Genomic DNA, 18,157 nt, shown 5'->3' with positions numbered 1-18,157 from the left:
TAGAGGTGCCCTACGAGAAAAATGCCAGCGGTGTTGAGCCGACTGTGCCTGCTACTACAGGGTTATGCCAATAGTTGCAGCGCCTCGCGGCTGGCCTGGGTGACACGCTGCCAGTCGCCGCCGCGAATCCAGGCGTCCTCCAGCATCCACGAGCCACCTACGCACATCACGTTGGGTTGCTGCATGTATTGCTGCAGGTTGCCCGGGTTGAGTCCGCCAGTGGGGCAGAAGCGCACGTTGCCGAACGGGCCGCGAAAGGCCTTGAGCGCGGCGACGCCGCCGGCCAGTTCGGCCGGGAACAGCTTGAAGCGGCGATAGCCCAGGTTGTAGCCGAGCATGATTTCCGAGGCGCTGCTGACACCTGGAAGCAGGGGAACCGGCGATTCCCGGCCAGCCTCCAGCAGTGCCTGGGTGCCGCCGGGGGTGACGATGAACTCGGCGCCAGCGGCCACCGCTTCGATCAGCATCGATTCGTCGAGCACGGTGCCTGCGCCGATGCGCAGATCCGGGCGCAGCTTGCGCAGTTGGGCGATGGCTTCCAGGCCCAGATCCGAGCGCAGGGTGATTTCCAGCGTGTGCAGGCCGCCTGCGGCGAGCGCGTCGGCCAGCGGCAGGATATCGGCTTCGCGTTCGATCTTTATCACCGGCAGGATGCGCGCTGCGGCGCACAGCTCATCGATGCGCGCGGTATGGCTGGCCATGTCGGGTAGCTCCGGGCTGTGGGCCTTGCGGCGTTGCAGGGTGTTCATCGGTTTTATCCTCGCTCAGGCCTTGGCCTCGGTGTTGCATTTAAGATAGCGCTGTCTTTGCTTTTGTCATCACGACGCTGTTGGAGCGTCGCGATGTATGGGTTATTTCAGTTCGTTCAGGGCCTGGGTGAATACGCTGGCGCCTTGCTCGGCCGAGCTGAAGGCATTGCGCATGAAGGCGAACAATTCGCGGCCACAACCCTCACCGCCGCCTGTCGGGGTTTGCACTGGCTGGCGCGCGGCCAGTTCGGCGGCGTCGACCAGCACTTGCAGTTCGCCAAGGCGGCCGTCGACGCGGATGGTATCGCCATCGCGCAGGCGGGCCAGTGGGCCGCCATCGATGGCCTCCGGGTAAACGTGGATGGCCGCCGGTACCTTGCCCGAAGCGCCGGACATGCGCCCGTCGGTGACCAGTGCGACCTTGAAGCCGCGATCCTGCAGCACGCCGAGATAGGGCGTCATCTTGTGCAGTTCGGGCATGCCGTTGCTACGCGGGCCCTGGAACAGCATCACCGCGACCAGGTCGCGCTCCAGTTCACCGGCCTTGAAGGCGTCGACCAGTTGCTGCTGGTCATGGAAGATCCGCGCCGGCGCTTCCACGACCTGATGTTCGGGGGCGACGGCGGAGACTTTCATCACCCCCTGGCCAAGGTTGCCGCTCATCACGCGCAGGCCTCCCTCGGCGGAGAAGGGCCGGGCGACCGGGCGCAGGATGTTCTCGTCGAGGCTCTGCGCCGTGCCGTCACGCCAGACCAGGCGCTCGCCGTCGATGAAGGGCTCCTGGGTGTAGCGACGCAGGCCGCGACCCATGATGGTGTCCACGTCCTCGTGCAGCAGGCCGGCATCGAGCAGTTCGCGGACGAGAAAGGCCACACCGCCAGCAGCCTGGAAGTGGTTGATGTCTGCCTTGCCGTTGGGATAGACGCGCGCCAGGGTTGGCACCACCTCGGAGAGATCTGCCATGTCCTGCCAGGTCAGCTGGATGCCAGCGGCTTGAGCGATGGCCGGCAGGTGCAGGGTGTGGTTGGTGGAGCCGCCGGTGGCGTGCAGGGCCACCACGGCGTTGACCAGCACGCGCTCGTCGACCAGGCGGCCGAGCGGGGTGAAGCTGCCGCCCTGTCGGGTCAGGCGTACCACGCGGCGCGCGGCCTCATCGCTCAGCCACTGGCGCAGTTCGGCGTCCGGGTTGACGAAGGACGAACCCGGCAGGTGCAGGCCCATCACTTCCATGAGCATCTGGTTGGTATTGGCGGTGCCGTAGAAGGTGCAGGTGCCCGGGTTGTGGTAAGCCTGCATCTCCGCTTCGAGCAGTTCCTCGCGGCTGGCACGGCCTTCGGCGAAGCGCTGGCGCACGTCGGCCTTTTCCTTGTTGGACAGGCCGGAGGTCATCGGCCCGCTGGGCATGAACAGCGCCGGCAGATGGCCAAAGCGCAGGGCACCGATCAGCAAACCGGGCACGATCTTGTCGCAGATGCCCAGGTAGAGCGCGGCATCGAACATGTTGTGGGACAGGGCGACAGCGGTAGACAGCGCTATCACCTCACGGCTGGCCAAAGACAGCTCCATGCCTGGCTCGCCCTGGGTGACCCCGTCGCACATGGCCGGTACGCCGCCGGCCACCTGGCCGACCGAGCCGATCGCCTGCAGCGCCTTTTTGATCCGCTGCGGGTAGTCGGCATAGGGCTGGTGCGCCGAAAGCATGTCGTTGTAGGCGGTGACGATGGCCACGTTGGCCGAGTCCATCAGGCGCAGACGCTGTTTGTCGCTGCCGCTGCAGGCTGCCACGCCGTGGGCGAAGTTGGCGCACTGCAGCTTGCCGCGCTGCGGGCCATCGGCGGCCGCGGCATCGAGCATGGCGAGGTAGCGCGCACGCGTGGCGCGGCTGCGCTCGATCAGGCGCTCGGTGACCTCAAGGATGCGTGGATGCATGTGGCGGACTCCGAATCAGGTATTCATCTCGACAGGCGCGAAGGGCATTCGCTCACTGTGGTTGGTGGTTGGGCGCAAGGCATCCTTCAGGTGCTCTCGCGCAGCATCAGCTCGAACCCCAGGTCATGCACCTGTTCGGCCGGTGTCTGGCCGGCCATCAGGGTCAGCAGCATTTCGGCCGAGCGCCGGCCGATGGCCTCGCGCGGGGTGCGGATGCTGCTCAGGCGCGGCACGCTGAATGCCGAGGCCTGCAGGTCGTTGAAGCCCAGCACCGACATGCGTTCCGGAATGCGGATGCCCAGGCGCATGGCTTCGAGCAGGGCGCCCTGGGCCAGGTCGTCGTTACCGAAGAAGATGCCGTCCAGATCCGGTTGCTCGGCCACCAGCCGGGCAAACAGTTCACAGCCCAGGCCCACGGTGGATTGCCGGGGTGTCAGCACTTCCAGGGTCGGATCGTAGAGGCCGGCGCGTTGCAGCACGCGGCGAAAGCCTTCGCCACGCAGCAGGGTGCGCTGGTCCAGTTGGGCGCCGACGAAGGCCAGGCGACGGCGACCGCGAGCAATCAGGTGTTCAGCGGCGCAGGTACCGGCCTGGATCTGCGAGAAACCGACACAGTGCAGGCCGGCACCGGGGTCGATGTCCATCATGTAAACGCAGGGGATGCCGCTGGAATCGAGCAGGCGACGGGCGCTTTCGGTGCGCTCGAAACCGGTCAGCAGCATGCCGCGTGGCTGGTAGGCCAGGTAGTTGCGTATCAGGTCTTCTTCTTCGTCGCGCGAGTAGTGCGAGTTACCGATCAGCACTTCCAGGCCGCGCGGGCGCATCACGCCGTGGATGGCTTCCAGTGTTTCGACGAACAGCTGGTTGGTCAGCGACGGCACGATCACGGCGATGGTCTGGCTATGCGAGGAGGCGAGGGCGCGTGCTGCGGGGTTGGCCACGTAGCCCAGCTTGCTGGCAGCCTCGCGCACCTTCTGTACGAGATCTTCGGCGACCGTGGGGATGCCGCGCAGGGCACGCGAAGCGGTGATCGGGCTGACGCCAGCCTGGCGGGCGACTTCATTGAGGGTCGGCCGGCCGGTGGTGCGGGTGCTTTTACCTGTCTTTGCAGTGCTCATCTGGGGCATGTCGCCTGTTGTGTTTCTTGTATTTTGCTGCACTCGGCGCCTGGATCGCGAGCCCTGCATGGCAATCAGTGAAATGCCGTGGCGCAGCCTCTGGGGCGCTCGTGGACGCTTTCCGGGGATCGCATCGGCAGACTTGCGGTGCTTGCCAAGCTAGAAACTGCTGTCTAGGATAGCGCTGTCTTTGGAGGCTGGCAAATAGGTGAAGGCCTTTAAACAGCTTTAATGACGCTATCGTGCGAATTAATGCAGCGATCACGATAAAAGTATAATGAATCACGGCGCTTTTTCTGTGACTAAAGCAGAGATAGCGCTACTTCAGTGAGGTGCCTATGCATCGCCGTATCAATGCACTGGTCGTCATGGGTGTCGCCGGTTGTGGCAAGAGCAGTGTCGGGCAGGCCATCGCGCGCCGCTGCGATGCACTGTTCATCGAAGGTGACGCATTCCACCCAGCCGCCAACATCACCAAGATGAGTGCGGGCATTCCCCTGAATGACGACGATCGTGGCGGCTGGCTGGCGCGCCTCGGCGAGGAGTTGCGCCAGGCCACTTGCCAGGGGCAGCGGGCAGTCCTGACCTGCTCGGCCTTGCGTCTCGCTTACCGTCAGCAACTGCGCCAGTCAGTGCCTGGGCTGGGTTTCGTCTATCTCGAGCTGAGCCGGGAGACGGCTGGCCAGCGCGTTGCCAGTCGTCCCGACCATTTCATGCCTGCCAGCCTGATCGACAGTCAGTTCGCTGCGCTGGAACCCCCTCACGTCGAGCCGCTGACGCTGGCGCTCGACGCAACCCTGTCCGTCGATCAGCTCAGCCTTGCGGCAGAGACCTGGTGGAAGTCGGCGGATGTCATTGCGAGGCCTGCCTGACCGACCTCGCTTCCTAGCTGCTGTTCTACGACAAAAATAATGAGGTAGACCATGAACCAACTGGCTTCCACGCCTGATGCCACGGGCTTGCTGCTCACGGCGGCGGCTGCTGTCGCGTTGTTATTGCTGCTGATCATGCGCCTGCGGGTGCATGCCTTTCTGGCCCTGGTGCTGGTCAGCGTCGTCACGGCGCTGGTGACGCAGATCCCCTTCGAGCAGATCGTGCCGACTCTCTTGACCGGCTTCGGCAATACCCTTGCTTCCGTAGCCCTGCTGGTTGGGCTTGGTGCCATGATCGGGCGACTGTTGGAAATGACCGGCGGTGCCCAGGTGTTGGCCGATACCCTGATCGGCGCCTTCGGTGAGAAGCGCGCACCGCTGGCGCTAGGCGTCACCTCGCTGCTATTCGGCTTTCCAATTTTCTTCGATGCCGGGCTGGTGGTGATGCTGCCGATCATCTTCAGCGTGGCCAAGCGCTTTGGTGGCTCGACCTTGCTCTATGCCTTGCCGGCTGCGGGCGCTTTCGCCGCCATGCATGCGCTGGTGCCGCCGCATCCCGGTCCGGTGGCGGCGGCTGATCTGCTTGGCGCGAATATCGGCCTGTTGGTAATCATCGGCGCGATAATTGCGCTGCCCACTTGGTACGTCGGTGGTTATCTTTTCGGTCAATGGGCCGGCAAGCGCTTCGACGTGAAGCTGCCGAGCACCTTTCTCACCGACGCCGAGCGTGATGCGTCGGTGGCGCCGCCAAGCTTCGCTCTGGTGCTGTCGATCCTGTTGCTGCCTTTAGTGCTGATCTTCCTCGATACCGGGTTGAACACGCTCACCGTGACCGGCCATGTCCAGGCGGGCGATACCTGGGTGCAGTTTCTGCGCATGCTCGGCAAGACGCCCGTGGCGCTGCTGATCACCACCTTCCTGGCGCTGCTGCTGTTCAGCGGGCGCTACAGCGGCAAGCATCTGGAGAAAGCCTGCGAAGGGGCGCTCGGGCCGATCTGCTCCATCGTGCTGGTGACCGGCGCGGGTGGCATGTTTGGCAATGTGCTGCGCACCAGTGGAATTGGTGATGCGCTGTCGTCGTTGCTGGCCGATACCGGCTTGCCGGTGATCGTCGCCGCGTTCGTCATCTCTGCGGCACTGCGCGTGGCGCAGGGCTCTGCAACCGTGGCGCTGACCACCGCCGCCGCACTGATGGCACCTACCGTGGCAGCCACACCCGGGCTCAGCCAGTTCGACCTGTGCTTCATCGTGGTCGCCATCGCTGGCGGCGCGACCGTGCTTTCGCACGTCAACGACTCGGGTTTCTGGCTGGTCAGCCGCTTCTTGCAGATGGACGAGAAAACCACCCTCAAGACCTGGACGGTGATGGAGACGCTGCTCGGCGGCATCGCCTTCCTGCTGGCGCTGATCGGCAGCCTGTTGCTCTGATTCTGTCGCAGGAACCTGAGGGAGATGCGTTGAATGCCTGGCTGCTGCAGCCAGGCATTCTTATTTAGGCTCTGGCTGTATGAGATTCCAGGCTTTTCGGGCTTCGATTGGCTCTCTGCCTTTGGCCGGTCGAAAAAAAGCCCGTCACGAGGACGGGCCTAGGGTGCCGTAACACATTGGAGTCAATCGAAGCGAAGTGCTCGCTCGGGATTACAGAATCGACAGCGGGTAGTTGATGATCAGGCGGTTCTCGTGGAAGTCCTGGCCGACGTCACGACGGATGTTCGAGTTGCGCCAGCGCACGCTGAGGTTTTTCAGGGTGCCGTCCTGGATGGTGTAGGCCAGCTCGGATTCGCGGGCCCACTCTTCGGCGTTGCTGCGGCTGGTCGTTTCGATGTTGTCGCCGCTGGTATAGCGGTTCATCAGGGTCAGGCCAGGGATGCCGAGGCCGGCGAAGTTGTAGTCGTGACGCAACTGCCAGGAGCGCTCTTCGGGGTTGTCGAAGCTGGCGGTGAAGCCGTCGTTGACCAGGCTGCCGCCGCTGGCGCCATCGATGCGCAGGAACTTGGTGTCACCTGTCAGGCGCTGGTAGGAGGCGGTGAAGGTGTTGTTGCCGGTCTTGGCTGAGAAGCTGGCTTGGTAGACCTTGTTGTCGAGGTCACCGGCCTTGGCTGCGCCTTCTTCCTTGCCGGTGAAATAGCCGAGGTTGGCGCCGAGCACCCAGTCACCGACCGGCTGGCTGTGAGTCAGTTGTACGAAGCTCTGCTGGTAGACGTCTTCCAGGCGAGCATGCCAGGCACCGACCATGGTGGCGTTGCCATTGAAGCGATACTCGGCGCCGCCGAAGTTGAAGTCGTCGCCATCGAAGCCGTTGAAGCTCATGTCTTCGCGGCTGGCATCGTTACGCTGGCTGTTCTTCCAGAACTGGCCGCCATATAGGCCCAGGCCTGCAATCTCGTTGGACGTGATCTGCGCGCCCTGGAAGGTCTGTGGCAGCGAGCGGCCATCGTCGGCGCGCAGGATCGGCAGCACGGCGAACCACTCGCCAACCTTCAGCTCGGTCTTGGAGATCTTCGCCTTGGCGGCGACGGCGGTACGACCAAACTGATCCGCCGGCTTGCCATCGTCATGGATCGGCAGCAACTGGCTGTTGGCCACGGTGTCGCTGCCGTCCAGTTTGATGCTGTACAGGCCCAGCACATCGAGGCCGAAGCCGACGGTGCCTTCGGTGAAACCGGAGCGGGCATCGAGGATGAAGCTCTGTGTCCAGCCCTCGGCCTGGGACTGGTCGTCACCGTTCAGGCGCGGCCCGGAATGGTTGAGGTAGTTGCGGTTGAAGTAGTAGTTGCGCAGGTTCAGCGAGACCTTGGCATCGTCGACGAAGCCGCCGGCCTGGACGCTCATCGGCATGATCAGTGCCAGGGCAGTGCTGCCCAGCAGGGCCAGGGGTAGGGTAGTGCGTGCAGTCATTGTTGTTGTGCTCCCAGTTTCAGAACGAACCATCCCCTGCCGATGCCAGGAACGGCTCTGCATGGCGGAGAGGTCAGGATGACCCCGGTGGGGGTGACAGGCTGGCGATGCCAGCATTGCCGGCGGCTGAGTTCAGCCTCCGGCGAATCCGTTGAATGGCGTGTAATGGCGCGAGGCTGGGCGCCGAGATGCGATGCGTGAGGTGGGGATGTTCATGCTGTGATCCTGTTCTTTTTGTTATACGTTGTCATACAACTTGATGGATTATCGGCAGCACCTTTTCTTTTTGTCAATCGCCGTTTAGACCAAAGTTCAATGGCGTGTGCCCGAATAATCGCGGTTTTTGCGATGTTTCGCGCGAAGTCAGCGCCGTTGACGGCGTGCGGTGACTTAAAATTTATGATTTTGTTGTGTGATGACTTGCGGGTTTGGCTGAGCGGAGCGAGGCATGCCTGACCCTATGAACAAGGCCCCAGTCGAGTTCATCTATCAGGAGGCGCTGTTGCGCGTGGGGCAGGGCTCGGTGCCCTCAGTGCGGAAATCAAGGTGCGGCGGGGCGCCACGCAGGCACGTCTCGGTGGTCGTCGGGCCGGGGCTCTTCGAGCCCCTGATCCGTTATGCCGTCAGGCCTGGGGCGTCAGTTGCAGACGCGCGCGATGGCAGCCGCCAGGTAATCCAGCCGATTCGCGTCCAGGCCGGCGACGTTGGCGCGGCCGCTGCCGACCATGTACACGCTGAAGTCCTCGCGCAGGCGTTGCACCTGCAGTGGTGACAGACCGGTATAGGAAAACATGCCGCGTTGTTCGGCAATGTGCGCGAAGCGTTCGCTCAGGCCGTGGGGTGCCAGCGCTTCGACCAGGCCACGGCGCAGGCTGGCAACGCGCAGGCGCATGCCTTCCAGTTCATCCAGCCACTGCGCTTTTAGTGCCTCGTCACCGAGGATTTGTGCCACCACGGCAGCGCCATGCGCGGGCGGTGTCGACCACAGGTTGCGCGCGATGGATGCCAGCTGGCTGCGGATATCGAGGAGCTTTTCGGTGTCGCCAGCGCAGACGATCAGCGCGCCCGTGCGTTCGCGGTAGAGACCGAAGTTCTTCGAGCACGAGCTGGTGATCAGCAGTTCCGGCAGTTCGGCTGCGAACAGACGCACGGCCCAGGCGTCTTGCTCCAGGCCATCACCGAAGCCCTGGTAGGCAAAGTCGATCAGCGGCAGCAGTTCGCGCGCCTTGACCACCTCCAGCACGCGTTTCCAGTCGCGCGGGGCGAGGTCGAAACCCGTGGGGTTGTGGCAGCAGGCGTGCAGCAGTACCACGTCGCCCTTGGGCAGGTGGGCCAGGGCGTCGATCATGGCTTCCACGTCGAGACGATTGTTGGCGCCGACATAGGGGTAGTGGCCGACCTCGAGCCCGGCCTCGGCGAACAGCGTCTCATGGATCGGCCAGGTCGGGTCGCTCAGCCAGATACTGCGCCCTGGCAGGCAGTGACGGATGAAATCACCCGCCAGGCGCAGGGCGCCGGTGCCACCAGGTGTTTGCGTTGCGCCGGCGCGCTGCTCGGCGAGCAGTGCGGAGTCAGCCCCCAGTACCAGTTGGCTGAGCAGCGTGCCAAACGCCATATCGCCATGGCCGCCGATATAGGTCTTGGTTTGTTCGGCGTCGATCAGGCGCTGCTCGGCCAGCTTAACCGCACCGGGGATCGGCGTCAGGCCATGAGCATCCTTGTAGACACCCACGCCCAGATCCAGGCGCGCCGGGTTGCTGTCGAGGCGATAGGCCTCCATCAGGCTGAGGATGGGGTCACCCGGTACGCGGGCGACCTGGGCGAAGTGACTCACTTGCGACCCTCGGCGCTGGCTGCTAGTACATCGGTGCGTGCGGCCATGATGAAGTCGTTGCGGTGCAGGCCGCGCATTTCGTGGCTCCACCAGGTGACGGTGACCTTGCCCCACTCGGTGAGCAGGGCGGGGTGGTGGCCGACTTCCTCGGCGATGGCGCCCACGGCGTTGGTGAAGGTCAGGGCGTGACGGAAGTTCTTGAACAGGTACACGCGCTCCAGCTCCATGTGGTCGCCGCGTACCTCGATGCTCCAGTCGGGGATCTCGCGGATCAGCTCGGCCAGCTCTTCATCGGTCACTTTGGGCGCATCGGCGCGGCAGGCTTCGCATTGGGCTTGGGCAAGGCTCATGGGGGGTCTCCTGGGTAAGAAACTTGGGTGAATCAGGCTGCTGCCTATCAGTTAACCATCGAGTGTAGGAGTCGCGCCCCCAGCGAATCGAGAGGGCGGGGTCGATGATGAACTAAGGCTGTAATCGTTTTGCGCCGGGGCGGCGCTCCTGCAGGTCGGCGGATTGCACCATCGTGTAGGAGCCGCGCCCTCGCGGCGAATCGAGAGGGCAGCACCATTCGTGCGTAATGGGCAATCACGGTCTACGCCGCTTTCGGCGGAAACTTCGGCGCGTGCAGGCCCAGCGTCATGGCCTGATGCACCAGCGCCATGATGTCTTCTTGGGCCAGCTCGAAAAGCCGCTTGAGTTCGGGCAGGACGAAGTACACCGGCTGCAGGATATCGATGCGGTAGGGCGTGCGCATCGCTTCCAGCGCATCGAAGGCTTGGTGCTCGGGGGTATCGGACAGCGCGTAGAGGGTTTCCCTCGGCGAGGACAGAATGCCGCCACCATAGATACGCCGGCCAGCCGGCGTGTCGAGCAGGCCGAACTCGATGGTCAGCCAATACAGCCGCGCCAGGTAGACACGCTGCTCTTTGCTGGCCTGGAGGCCGAGCTTGCCGTAGGTGTGAGTGAATTCGGCGAACCAGGGATTGGTCAGCAACGGGCAGTGGCCGAAGATTTCGTGAAAGATGTCCGGCTCCTGCAGATAGTCCAGCTCCTCGGGCGTACGGATGAAGGTGGCAACAGGAAACTGCTTGCTGGCCAGCAGCTCGAAGAAGGTCTGGAAGGGAATCAGTGCCGGTACTCGTGCCACGCGCCAGCCAGTGGTGGATTCGAGTACACGGTTGATCTCGCCAAGCTGTGGGATGCGCTCCAGGGGCAGGCCGAGTTGCTCGATACCGTCCAGGTATTCCTGACAGGCGCGATTCTGGATCACCTCCAGTTGGCGGGTGATCAAGGTATTCCACACCTGATGCTCACAATCCGGGTAATGGATAAAGCCACTCGCGTCCGGTTCACGGGCCAGGTACTGCGTACTCTTCATCGCGGCCTCCTTCTGAGGCTGTTGTTCTTGTCATGGTCGAGCATGGCGTGGGAGAGGTCCTGCGGCCAGGTCAGGGCAATGCTGGTATGGGCGGCTAAGGCACTCTTTTCGTAACGTTTTATTTACTTTTTTTGGTGATTAGCGCCGATCAAGGCGTTTTCAGGTTCTATATGTAAATTAATCGTTACGATTTTTCGCCAGGGCATCGAAAATAGCCACACCGTTCTGGTCGGTGTCTTGCGTCTGCCTTGGGTTGGCGGTGGTAACGGTGTGCAACGATGCGGAGTATCGAGAGGGAGATAGGGTTCATACCCGGCAAACGATGCGTGCGGATTGATCCGATATCTTTTCCATGTGCGGGATACTCTGCAATTTGCAAGCGTTTGAACTTCATATCTTCGAATGGCGGGCAGCAAAGCTGTGCTCATCGGGTTGCATGAGAAATCTGCGTCGATTGTCTTGCCATTACTGTTAGATGATGGGGTAAGTGCCAATCAGATTTCAGAATCCGGGGCGAGAGTTAAATATCCGGGGTGGTTGTGTATTGCGTGGTTTTGCCGATTGGATCATTTGTTTTTCATATCTAAGCAATGGCTCATGAGAGTTATGCATTCATATTTTTATATATGAAGCCTGTTAAAGACTGGTTCGTGCTCTCAGGAAAGAACGGCGCTTTTTGTAAGTTTATTTTTACGTCATGAAAATTTTACAGCCTGCCTGTGTGGATATATGTGAGTTCTCGAGCTCTTGAAAATGGCTTTGTGATATCGAGTGTGTGTAACAAAATATTTCTGAGATGTCGGGCATCAAGCTGTAAGTAAATTGCTACACCGTCAGACAACATCCGATGGCTGCTGGTCAGGGTGGCAGCAGGTGGGTGAAGAGAGGGGGTGAAAGGTTGTCTTTGCGGGCTGTACCTGTCTGGGTGATCGTCTAAAACATGGCGTCAGTGACTTGTCGGTCATGATTGCTCTGGGCTATAAAAATTTCCGTTCCTGTTGGGGTGGGGCAGGAGCTGAATCCTTTCACGAAGCTTTCATTCTGGATTGTGACGTTTTTTTGACGTATTCGCTGCGTTCATGGATGAGAATGGTCGTGCTTATTGTTTGTGTTTATGGAGTCTAGGGCATGGAAACGAAGGTACTGCAGGCGGCGGGTTTCAATGTTTACACCGAGCTGTATTGGCGGGGCGAAGAGGCCAAGACGGTCTTGCTGATCAATGGTGCTTTATCGACGACAGGATCGTTTGGGCAGACGGTTAAATACTTGCAGCCTTACTTCAACTTGGTTCTTTTCGATCTTCCCTTTGCGGGTAAGTCTCGTGAGCACAACACACCTGGGCATGTTGTGAGCAAGGAGGATGAAGTCAGGATCATCCTCGATCTGATCGAGCGTTTTCAGGTTAATTGCCTGCTCTCGGTGTCTTGGGGTGGCGTATCGGCCATGTTGGCGCTGGCCGAATCACCGCCCAGTGTCGAGCGCGCGATCATCAGTTCGTTTTCGCCAGTGATCAATGACGCGATGCGCGATTATCTCGACAAGGGTCAGGCCTACCTGGCGACACGCGACAAGAAGAAGATCGGCAGTCTGCTCAACGATACGGTGGGCAAATATTTGCCCAGGCTGTTCAAGTTGTACAACTTCAAGCATTTGATCAGCCTGGCGGAACACGAATACCAGCAGATCGAGTTTCATATCGCTCAGGTTCGTGAACTCAGTGCCAAAAACTATGTGGAGCGCTTTGCCCAGATAAAAATCCCGGTATTGTTCGTCAACGGTGAGCGGGACGATTACACGACGGCAGCGGACGCGCGGCAATTCGCCAACTATGTGGCCAACAGCCATTTCGTCGTGGTGCCGGAGGCGGGACATTTTCTCGATTTGGAAAGCAAGGCGGCCTGGTTGGCTTCGCGAAAGACTGCGCTGTCTTTTTTCGGGGCCGAGGTTGCAGCGCCCAGACACCTGGAACTGTCGCCTTCGCTGGTGTGATTCGCAGAGGGCGCGATAGGGAATGATGGGTGGATTGGAAGCTGTAACGCGCTTGAGGCTGTGCTCTGTTTCGTCGCTCTGCATGTGGGGCGCCCTGCTGGCCGGGTGTTCCGCAGATTCGCCGCCGCAAAAGAATGTGCTGCGGGTGACGGCGCAACGGGTCGAGATGCTGCCCGCCGTGGTGCAAACCGTCTTGACGGGTGACGTTCAGGCCCGCTTCGTCAGTGAACTTGCCTTCCCCAGCGCGGGGAAAGTGACGCTGTTGCCGGTCGATGTCGGCGACAGGGTGGTCGCTGGGCAACTCCTGGGACGGCTGGATCCTCTGGAGCTGCGCACCACTCTGGAGACCAGCGAGGCGCAGGTGCAGGCCCTGCAGGCACAGCTCGCACTGGCCCGTGCCGATCATGCGCGGCAGGCACGGCTGTTGCCCAAGGGCTACACCAATCGCAGCGAGTACGAGCGATCCCAGGCCGCCCTGAAAGGCGCTGAGGCCGAGTTGATGACGGCCATGGCGCGGCGTCAGGTCGCCACGGATGCCGTGGCGGATGCCGAACTGCTGGCGGTGGCCGATGCTGTGGTGGTCGCGCGTGCGGTATCGGCTGGCGAGGTGGTGCAGGCTGGTCAGGTGGTGCTGTCGTTGGCGCATGACGACGCACCTGAGGCGGTATTCGACTGGTACGAAGCCCTGCCTGCAGGGCTGCAGATCGGAGCACCGCTCTCCGTGCATGCGTTGGGCGATCCGGCCGGAACGGTCGTCGGTCACCTGCGGGAAATTGCCCCCAGCGTATCCAGCCGCTCCGGCACCGTGCGTCTGCGTGTCAGCCTGCCTGCGCAGGCCAGAGCCTGGCCGCTGGGCTCCGTGGTGTCGGCGAGTCTGGGCGAACCCTTGGGCAGGGTTGTCGCGTTGCCGTGGGCTGCCTTGAGTCGTGACCGGGGCCAGCCAGCGGTCTGGCTGATAGATGTTCAGCAACGCGTCAGCCTGGTTCCGGTGCAGGTTGCGCGCTACGACGCCGGGCAGGTACTGATCGCAGCCGGTCTGCAGGATGGTGATCTGGTCGTGGCTCGCGGCGGGCAACTGCTCTACCCCGGGCAGCGTGTCGAGATTGCCAGTGTGCTCGCTGCGTCTGAGCAGGTGCCGGGGCCATGAAGCAGGCGTGCGGTTGCTTGGTGCTGTTGTGTGTCTTGCTGGCGGCCTGCCGTGAGCAGGCGCCTTCGACGCAGGTGGTACGCCCGGTTCTGTTCCATGAAGTGGTCGCTGCCGTGCGTCCGCTGAGTGCGCGTTTCACCGGCACCGTGCAGCCGCGTCATCACCTGGTCGCAGCCTTCCGTCAGAGTGGCCATCTGCTCAGCAGACAGGTCGAAGTCGGTGAGCGAGTGCGCAGTGGACAACTGCTGGCGACGTTGGAAAGCAGCGACCAGCGGAGCGAAGTGCGCAGCGCGCAGGGGGAGGTCGCCCGCACCGAGGTGCTGTGGCGCAATGCCCGTGACGAGCTGGTGCGTTATCAAGGGCTGCACCAACAGGGTGTCGGTAGCGTCGCCAGGCTCGAACAACTGAATAGTGAGGTCGAGGTGCGTGCGGCCACCTTGCGTCAGGCGCGCATCGCCTTGCATCGCGCCGAAGAGCATCTGCAGCAGACCCAGGTCAGGGCTGAGTTCGATGGCGTGGTCACGACCTGGCATGCCGAGGTTGGCCAGGTGCTGGCCAGTGGTGCGCCGGTGGTCAGTCTGGCGCGCCTGGACAACCTGGAGGTGTGGTTCGATCTGCCCGCTCAGCGCGTGAACGAGCTGGCTCGGGACAAGGCGCCGCGTATCTGGGTCGCCTCGATGAGCGAGCCGGTCATGGGCAGTTGGGCGCAGGTACGGCAGATCGATCCGCAGCTGGATGCCGGGACTCGCGTGCAACGCGTCAGGCTGGCCGTGGAGCAACTGCCAGCGGGCATTCATCTGGGCTCATTGGTCAGTGTGGAACTGGTTCCGGCGCCCGCCAGTGCTGAACCCTTCGTGCCGGTTTCGGCCGTGTGGGCGCACGCCGGGCAGCAGTACGTCTGGCGGGTCGACAGGCAACATTCGCAGGTACAGGCCATCGAAGTCGAGGTGCTCGAGCGCGACGGTGCGCAGGCGCGTATACGCAGTGTTCTGCAACCCGGCGACCGGGTGGTCAGTGCCGGTGTCGCAAGGCTGCAGGAGGGGCAGCGGGTCAGGCTCGAGGAGCGTGGTGGGTCATGAGGGAAGGATTCAATCTGTCCGGCTGGGCGCTGCGTCATCGCATACTGGTCTGGTACGCCATGCTGGTGACGTTGCTCATGGGCAGCTTCGCCTATCTGCAACTGGGGCGCGAGGAGGATCCCGCGTTCGCCATCAAGACCATGGTCATCCAGGCGCGCTGGCCCGGCGCGACGCTGGACGAAACCCTGCAACAGGTCACCGATCGCCTGGAGAAGAAGCTCGAGGAAATCGACGCGCTGGATTACGTGCGCAGTTACACCCTGGCCGGTGAAGCCACTCTGTTCGTCTTTCTCAAAAGTGAGACGCCCGCCCATGCGATTCCCGATGCCTGGTACGCGGTGCGCAAGAAGATGCAGGATCTGCGTGGCGAGTTGCCGAGCGGCGTGCAGGGGCCGGCTTTCAACGATGAATTCGGCGATGTCTTCGGCAACATCTATGCCTTGAGCGGGGAAGGGTTTTCTCCGCGTCAGTTGCGCGATTACGCCGAGCAACTGCGCCTGGGCCTCAAGGGTGTACCGGGGTTGGGCAAGGTCGAGCTGCTCGGCAATCAGCCCGAGGTCATCTACCTGGACTTTTCCATTCGCCGCCTGGCGGCTCTGGGTATCGATCTGCGCCAGGTGATCCAGAGCCTGCAGGCGCAGAACGTGGTGACTCCGGCGGGGCTCATCGATGGCGAGCAGGAGCGTATCGCCGTGCAGGCCAGCGGTGCCTTCGCCAGCGAGGCGGATCTCGAAGCCATCAGCCTGCGTTTCGGTGACCGCTTGCTGCGCCTGAGCGATCTGGCCCGTATCGAGCGTGGTTACGCACAACCTCCGTCTTCGCTGTTCCGCTACAACGGCCAGGCGGCCATCGGCCTGGCCGTGGCCATGCAGGCCGGCGGCAATATTCAGGATTTCGGTGCGGCCCTGCAGCAGCGCATCAATGAGCTGACCAGCGATCTGCCGCTCGGGCTGGATGTCCATCTGGTCTCCAGTCAGGCGCAGGTGGTGGACAAGGCCATCGGTACTTTCACCAAGGCGCTGTTCGAGGCGGTGCTGATCGTGCTGGTGGTCAGTTTCATCAGCCTCGGCCTGCGCGCCGGGCTGGTGGTGGCGTGCTCCATCCCGCTGGTGTTGGCCATGGTATTTCTGTTCATGTCCTACAGCGGCATCACCCTGCAGCGTATTTCCCTGGGGGCGCTGATCATCGCTCTGGGACTGCTGGTGGACGATGCCATGATCACCGTGGAGATGATGATCAAGCGCATCGAAGCCGGCGATTCGCTGCCGCAGGCGGCCACCCATGCCTACACCTCGACGGCTTTTCCCATGCTCACGGGCACGCTGGTGACGGTCGCCGGTTTCGTGCCCATTGGCCTCAATGCCAGCTCAGCCGGGGAGTACGTGTTCACCATGTTCGCAGTGATCGCGATTGCGCTGCTGCTGTCCTGGCTGGTGGCGGTGGTCTTTGCGCCCCTGCTTGGCGTGTACTTGCTGCGTCGTCCGGAGCGGCCCGAGGTGCATGGCCAGCGTCGTTGGGAGCAATGGTTCTCCGGCTGGCTGGCGTTGGCGTTGCGTCATCGCAACTGGACGGTGGGCCTGACCTTGCTGGTCTTCGCCCTCTCTCTGGCGGCGACGCCGCTGCTACAGCGGCAGTTCTTCCCCGACTCGGATCGACCGGAGATTCTCGTGGACTTTCATCTGCCCCAACAGGGCTCGATCAATGCCACGCACGCTACGATGGATCGCTTCGAGCAAGCCCTGGCCGATGATCCGGACGTGCTGCGCTGGAGCTCCTACGTCGGCAAGGGCGCCGTGCGTTTCTACCTGCCGCTGGATCAGCAACTGAGCAACCCGTTCTATGGCCAGGTGGTGATCGTCAGCCAGGGCGGCGAGGCGCGTGATCGCTTGCTCGCCCGGTTGCGCGAGCGCTTGCGCCAGGAGTTCGTTGGGATCGGTTTCAACGTGCAGCCGCTGAATATGGGGCCGCCGGTGGGCTGGCCGATCCAGTACCGGGTCAGTGGCCCCGATATCGAGCAGGTGCGGCGCGAGGCCATGCGCCTGGCGGCTGTCATCGACAGCAATCCGAACATCGGCCAGGTGGTGTACGACTGGAACGAGCCGGCCAAGGTGCTGCGCATCGACATCGATCAGGACAAGGCGCGGCAGTTCGGTCTGTCCTCGCAGGACACCGCGCAAATCCTCAACAGCGTGATAACCGGTTCCAGCGTCACGCAGATTCGTGACGGCATCCATCTGGTCGACGTGGTGGCTCGGGCGCAGGCCGATGAGCGGCAGTCGCCGGAGCTGCTCGGTAGCTTGCAGATACCTTCGGCTCGTACGGGTGAATCGATTCCGCTACTGGCATTCGCTAGTATCCGTTACGAGCAGGCGCAGCCACTGGTGTGGCGACGTGACCGCCAGCCGACCATCACCCTGAAAGCGAACATCGTCGGCAAGCTGCAGCCCGATGCGCTGGTAGAACAACTGCGCCCGGCGGTCGAGGACTTTGCCGCGCAGTTGCCAGGGCGCTACAAGGTGACGGTCGGCGGCGCGGTAGAAGCCAGTGCGCGGTCACAGGCGCCGATCCTGCGTGTCGTCCCGTGGATGCTGTTTCTGATGGTGACCTTGCTGATGATCCAGTTGCAGAACGTGAAACAGGTCTTGCTGGTACTGAGCGTGGCGCCGCTGGGACTGATCGGTGTGGTCGGTGCCTTGCTGATCACGGGCTCGCCCCTGGGTTTTGTCGCCATCCTCGGCGTGCTGGCGCTGATCGGCATCATCGTGCGCAACTCGGTGATTCTGGTCACTCAGGTCGAACTCTTCCGCCAGCAGGGGCTGGCCCTGCAGCAAGCCGTGGTCAGCGCCACCGAACACCGCTGCCGGCCGATTCTGCTGACGGCAGCAGCCTCCGGCCTGGCGATGATTCCCATCGCCCGTGAGGCATTCTGGGGGCCGATGGCCTATGCCATGATCGGTGGCATTGCCGTGGCGACGGTGCTCACCCTGTTCTTCCTGCCGGCGTTGTACCTGCTCTGCCATGCGCAGGGCGCCGAGGTGCGGGAGGGGAGTGCAAGACAAGAGGTGCTCTGAGCCAAGTAATGCATGAGCGTGCACAAAATGGTCACGGGCGTTGCGCCTTCGGGCGTGGCGTCCTCTCACACAAGGATAAAGACCATTGATCGT

The 18,157-nt window shown here is 62.4% G+C and carries 13 protein-coding genes; 6 read left to right on the top strand and 7 right to left on the bottom strand.

Going from position 1 to position 18,157, the window contains the following annotated elements:
- Positions 1-62 precede the first annotated feature (62 nt).
- The 3 genes from VC352_RS05080 to VC352_RS05070 all read right to left on the bottom strand — a co-directional run bounded on the left by VC352_RS05080 (position 63) and on the right by VC352_RS05070 (position 3,796).
- Positions 63-749: a bifunctional 4-hydroxy-2-oxoglutarate aldolase/2-dehydro-3-deoxy-phosphogluconate aldolase gene (locus VC352_RS05080; protein ID WP_322978497.1), complete on the bottom strand. Its 687-nt coding sequence runs from the start codon at positions 747-749 to the stop codon at positions 63-65.
- Between the two features lie 102 nt (positions 750-851).
- Positions 852-2,678 (bottom strand): phosphogluconate dehydratase, encoded by a 1,827-nt coding sequence (edd, locus tag VC352_RS05075; protein WP_322978496.1) that lies wholly within the window; start codon positions 2,676-2,678, stop codon positions 852-854.
- Positions 2,679-2,764: 86 nt separating this feature from the next.
- Positions 2,765-3,796 carry a LacI family DNA-binding transcriptional regulator gene (locus tag VC352_RS05070; RefSeq protein ID WP_322978495.1) on the bottom strand — a complete coding sequence of 344 codons (1,032 nt, stop codon included), beginning with the start codon at positions 3,794-3,796 and terminating at the stop codon, positions 2,765-2,767.
- Positions 3,797-4,134: 338 nt separating this feature from the next.
- Here VC352_RS05070 and VC352_RS05065 point away from each other — a divergent pair, with 338 nt between their 5' ends.
- Both VC352_RS05065 and VC352_RS05060 read left to right on the top strand, forming a co-directional pair.
- On the top strand, positions 4,135-4,668 hold the full coding sequence (locus tag VC352_RS05065) for a gluconokinase (RefSeq protein ID WP_322978494.1): 534 nt from the start codon (positions 4,135-4,137) through the stop codon (positions 4,666-4,668).
- Positions 4,669-4,719: 51 nt separating this feature from the next.
- A complete protein-coding gene (locus tag VC352_RS05060; RefSeq protein ID WP_322978493.1) occupies positions 4,720-6,096 on the top strand; it encodes a GntP family permease in 1,377 nt (458 codons plus the stop codon).
- A 210-nt stretch (positions 6,097-6,306) separates the two neighbouring features.
- On the opposite strand, the gene VC352_RS05055 is transcribed toward VC352_RS05060, so the two are convergent.
- The 4 genes from VC352_RS05055 to phhA all read right to left on the bottom strand — a co-directional run bounded on the left by VC352_RS05055 (position 6,307) and on the right by phhA (position 10,778).
- A complete protein-coding gene (locus VC352_RS05055; RefSeq protein WP_322978492.1) occupies positions 6,307-7,566 on the bottom strand; it encodes an OprD family porin in 1,260 nt (419 codons plus the stop codon).
- 637 nt (positions 7,567-8,203) lie between these two features.
- Positions 8,204-9,400, bottom strand: coding sequence for an amino acid aminotransferase (locus VC352_RS05050; RefSeq protein ID WP_322978491.1), 1,197 nt, complete (start codon positions 9,398-9,400; stop codon positions 8,204-8,206).
- The gene (locus tag VC352_RS05045; RefSeq protein WP_322978490.1) at positions 9,397-9,750 is read right to left on the bottom strand and encodes a 4a-hydroxytetrahydrobiopterin dehydratase; all 354 of its coding nucleotides are present in this window, start codon (positions 9,748-9,750) and stop codon (positions 9,397-9,399) included. The genes VC352_RS05050 and VC352_RS05045 overlap by 4 nt, the downstream gene beginning before the upstream one ends.
- 242 nt (positions 9,751-9,992) lie before the next feature.
- Complete coding sequence (gene phhA / locus VC352_RS05040; RefSeq protein ID WP_322978489.1) at positions 9,993-10,778, bottom strand: phenylalanine 4-monooxygenase; 786 nt, start codon at positions 10,776-10,778, stop codon at positions 9,993-9,995.
- A gap of 1,128 nt (positions 10,779-11,906) precedes the next feature.
- On the opposite strand from phhA, the gene VC352_RS05035 reads away from it, so the two are divergent.
- The 4 genes from VC352_RS05035 to VC352_RS05020 all read left to right on the top strand — a co-directional run bounded on the left by VC352_RS05035 (position 11,907) and on the right by VC352_RS05020 (position 18,064).
- Positions 11,907-12,767: an alpha/beta hydrolase gene (locus VC352_RS05035; RefSeq protein ID WP_322978488.1), complete on the top strand. Its 861-nt coding sequence runs from the start codon at positions 11,907-11,909 to the stop codon at positions 12,765-12,767.
- Positions 12,768-12,912: 145 nt separating this feature from the next.
- Positions 12,913-13,914, top strand: a complete 1,002-nt coding sequence (locus VC352_RS05030; protein ID WP_322978487.1) for an efflux RND transporter periplasmic adaptor subunit — start codon at positions 12,913-12,915, stop codon at positions 13,912-13,914.
- Positions 13,911-14,993: an efflux RND transporter periplasmic adaptor subunit gene (locus tag VC352_RS05025; protein ID WP_322978486.1), complete on the top strand. Its 1,083-nt coding sequence runs from the start codon at positions 13,911-13,913 to the stop codon at positions 14,991-14,993. Before VC352_RS05030 ends, VC352_RS05025 begins: the two co-directional genes overlap by 4 nt.
- The gene (locus VC352_RS05020; RefSeq protein WP_322978485.1) at positions 14,990-18,064 is read left to right on the top strand and encodes an efflux RND transporter permease subunit; all 3,075 of its coding nucleotides are present in this window, start codon (positions 14,990-14,992) and stop codon (positions 18,062-18,064) included. The genes VC352_RS05025 and VC352_RS05020 overlap by 4 nt, the downstream gene beginning before the upstream one ends.
- Positions 18,065-18,157 lie beyond the last annotated feature (93 nt).

The organism is Pseudomonas sp. C11, from assembly GCF_034683865.1.
In the GTDB taxonomy this organism is placed as follows: domain Bacteria; phylum Pseudomonadota; class Gammaproteobacteria; order Pseudomonadales; family Pseudomonadaceae; genus Aquipseudomonas.
The sequence above is the reverse complement of the archived record's forward strand: the minus strand, read 5'-3'. Positions and strand labels throughout refer to the sequence as shown.

Bases quoted from the DNA above. Each gene is read 5' to 3' on its own strand.
- phhA (WP_322978489.1), bottom strand. From the start codon at position 10,778: ATGAAGAGTACGCAGTACCTGGCCCGTGAACCGGACGCGAGTGGCTTT.
- VC352_RS05065 (WP_322978494.1), top strand. From the start codon at position 4,135: ATGCATCGCCGTATCAATGCACTGGTCGTCATGGGTGTCGCCGGTTGT.
- VC352_RS05060 (WP_322978493.1), top strand. From the start codon at position 4,720: ATGAACCAACTGGCTTCCACGCCTGATGCCACGGGCTTGCTGCTCACG.
- VC352_RS05035 (WP_322978488.1), top strand. From the start codon at position 11,907: ATGGAAACGAAGGTACTGCAGGCGGCGGGTTTCAATGTTTACACCGAG.
- VC352_RS05080 (WP_322978497.1), bottom strand. From the start codon at position 749: ATGAACACCCTGCAACGCCGCAAGGCCCACAGCCCGGAGCTACCCGAC.
- VC352_RS05055 (WP_322978492.1), bottom strand. From the start codon at position 7,566: ATGACTGCACGCACTACCCTACCCCTGGCCCTGCTGGGCAGCACTGCC.
- VC352_RS05020 (WP_322978485.1), top strand. From the start codon at position 14,990: ATGAGGGAAGGATTCAATCTGTCCGGCTGGGCGCTGCGTCATCGCATA.
- VC352_RS05025 (WP_322978486.1), top strand. From the start codon at position 13,911: ATGAAGCAGGCGTGCGGTTGCTTGGTGCTGTTGTGTGTCTTGCTGGCG.
- edd (WP_322978496.1), bottom strand. From the start codon at position 2,678: ATGCATCCACGCATCCTTGAGGTCACCGAGCGCCTGATCGAGCGCAGC.
- VC352_RS05045 (WP_322978490.1), bottom strand. From the start codon at position 9,750: ATGAGCCTTGCCCAAGCCCAATGCGAAGCCTGCCGCGCCGATGCGCCC.
- VC352_RS05070 (WP_322978495.1), bottom strand. From the start codon at position 3,796: ATGAGCACTGCAAAGACAGGTAAAAGCACCCGCACCACCGGCCGGCCG.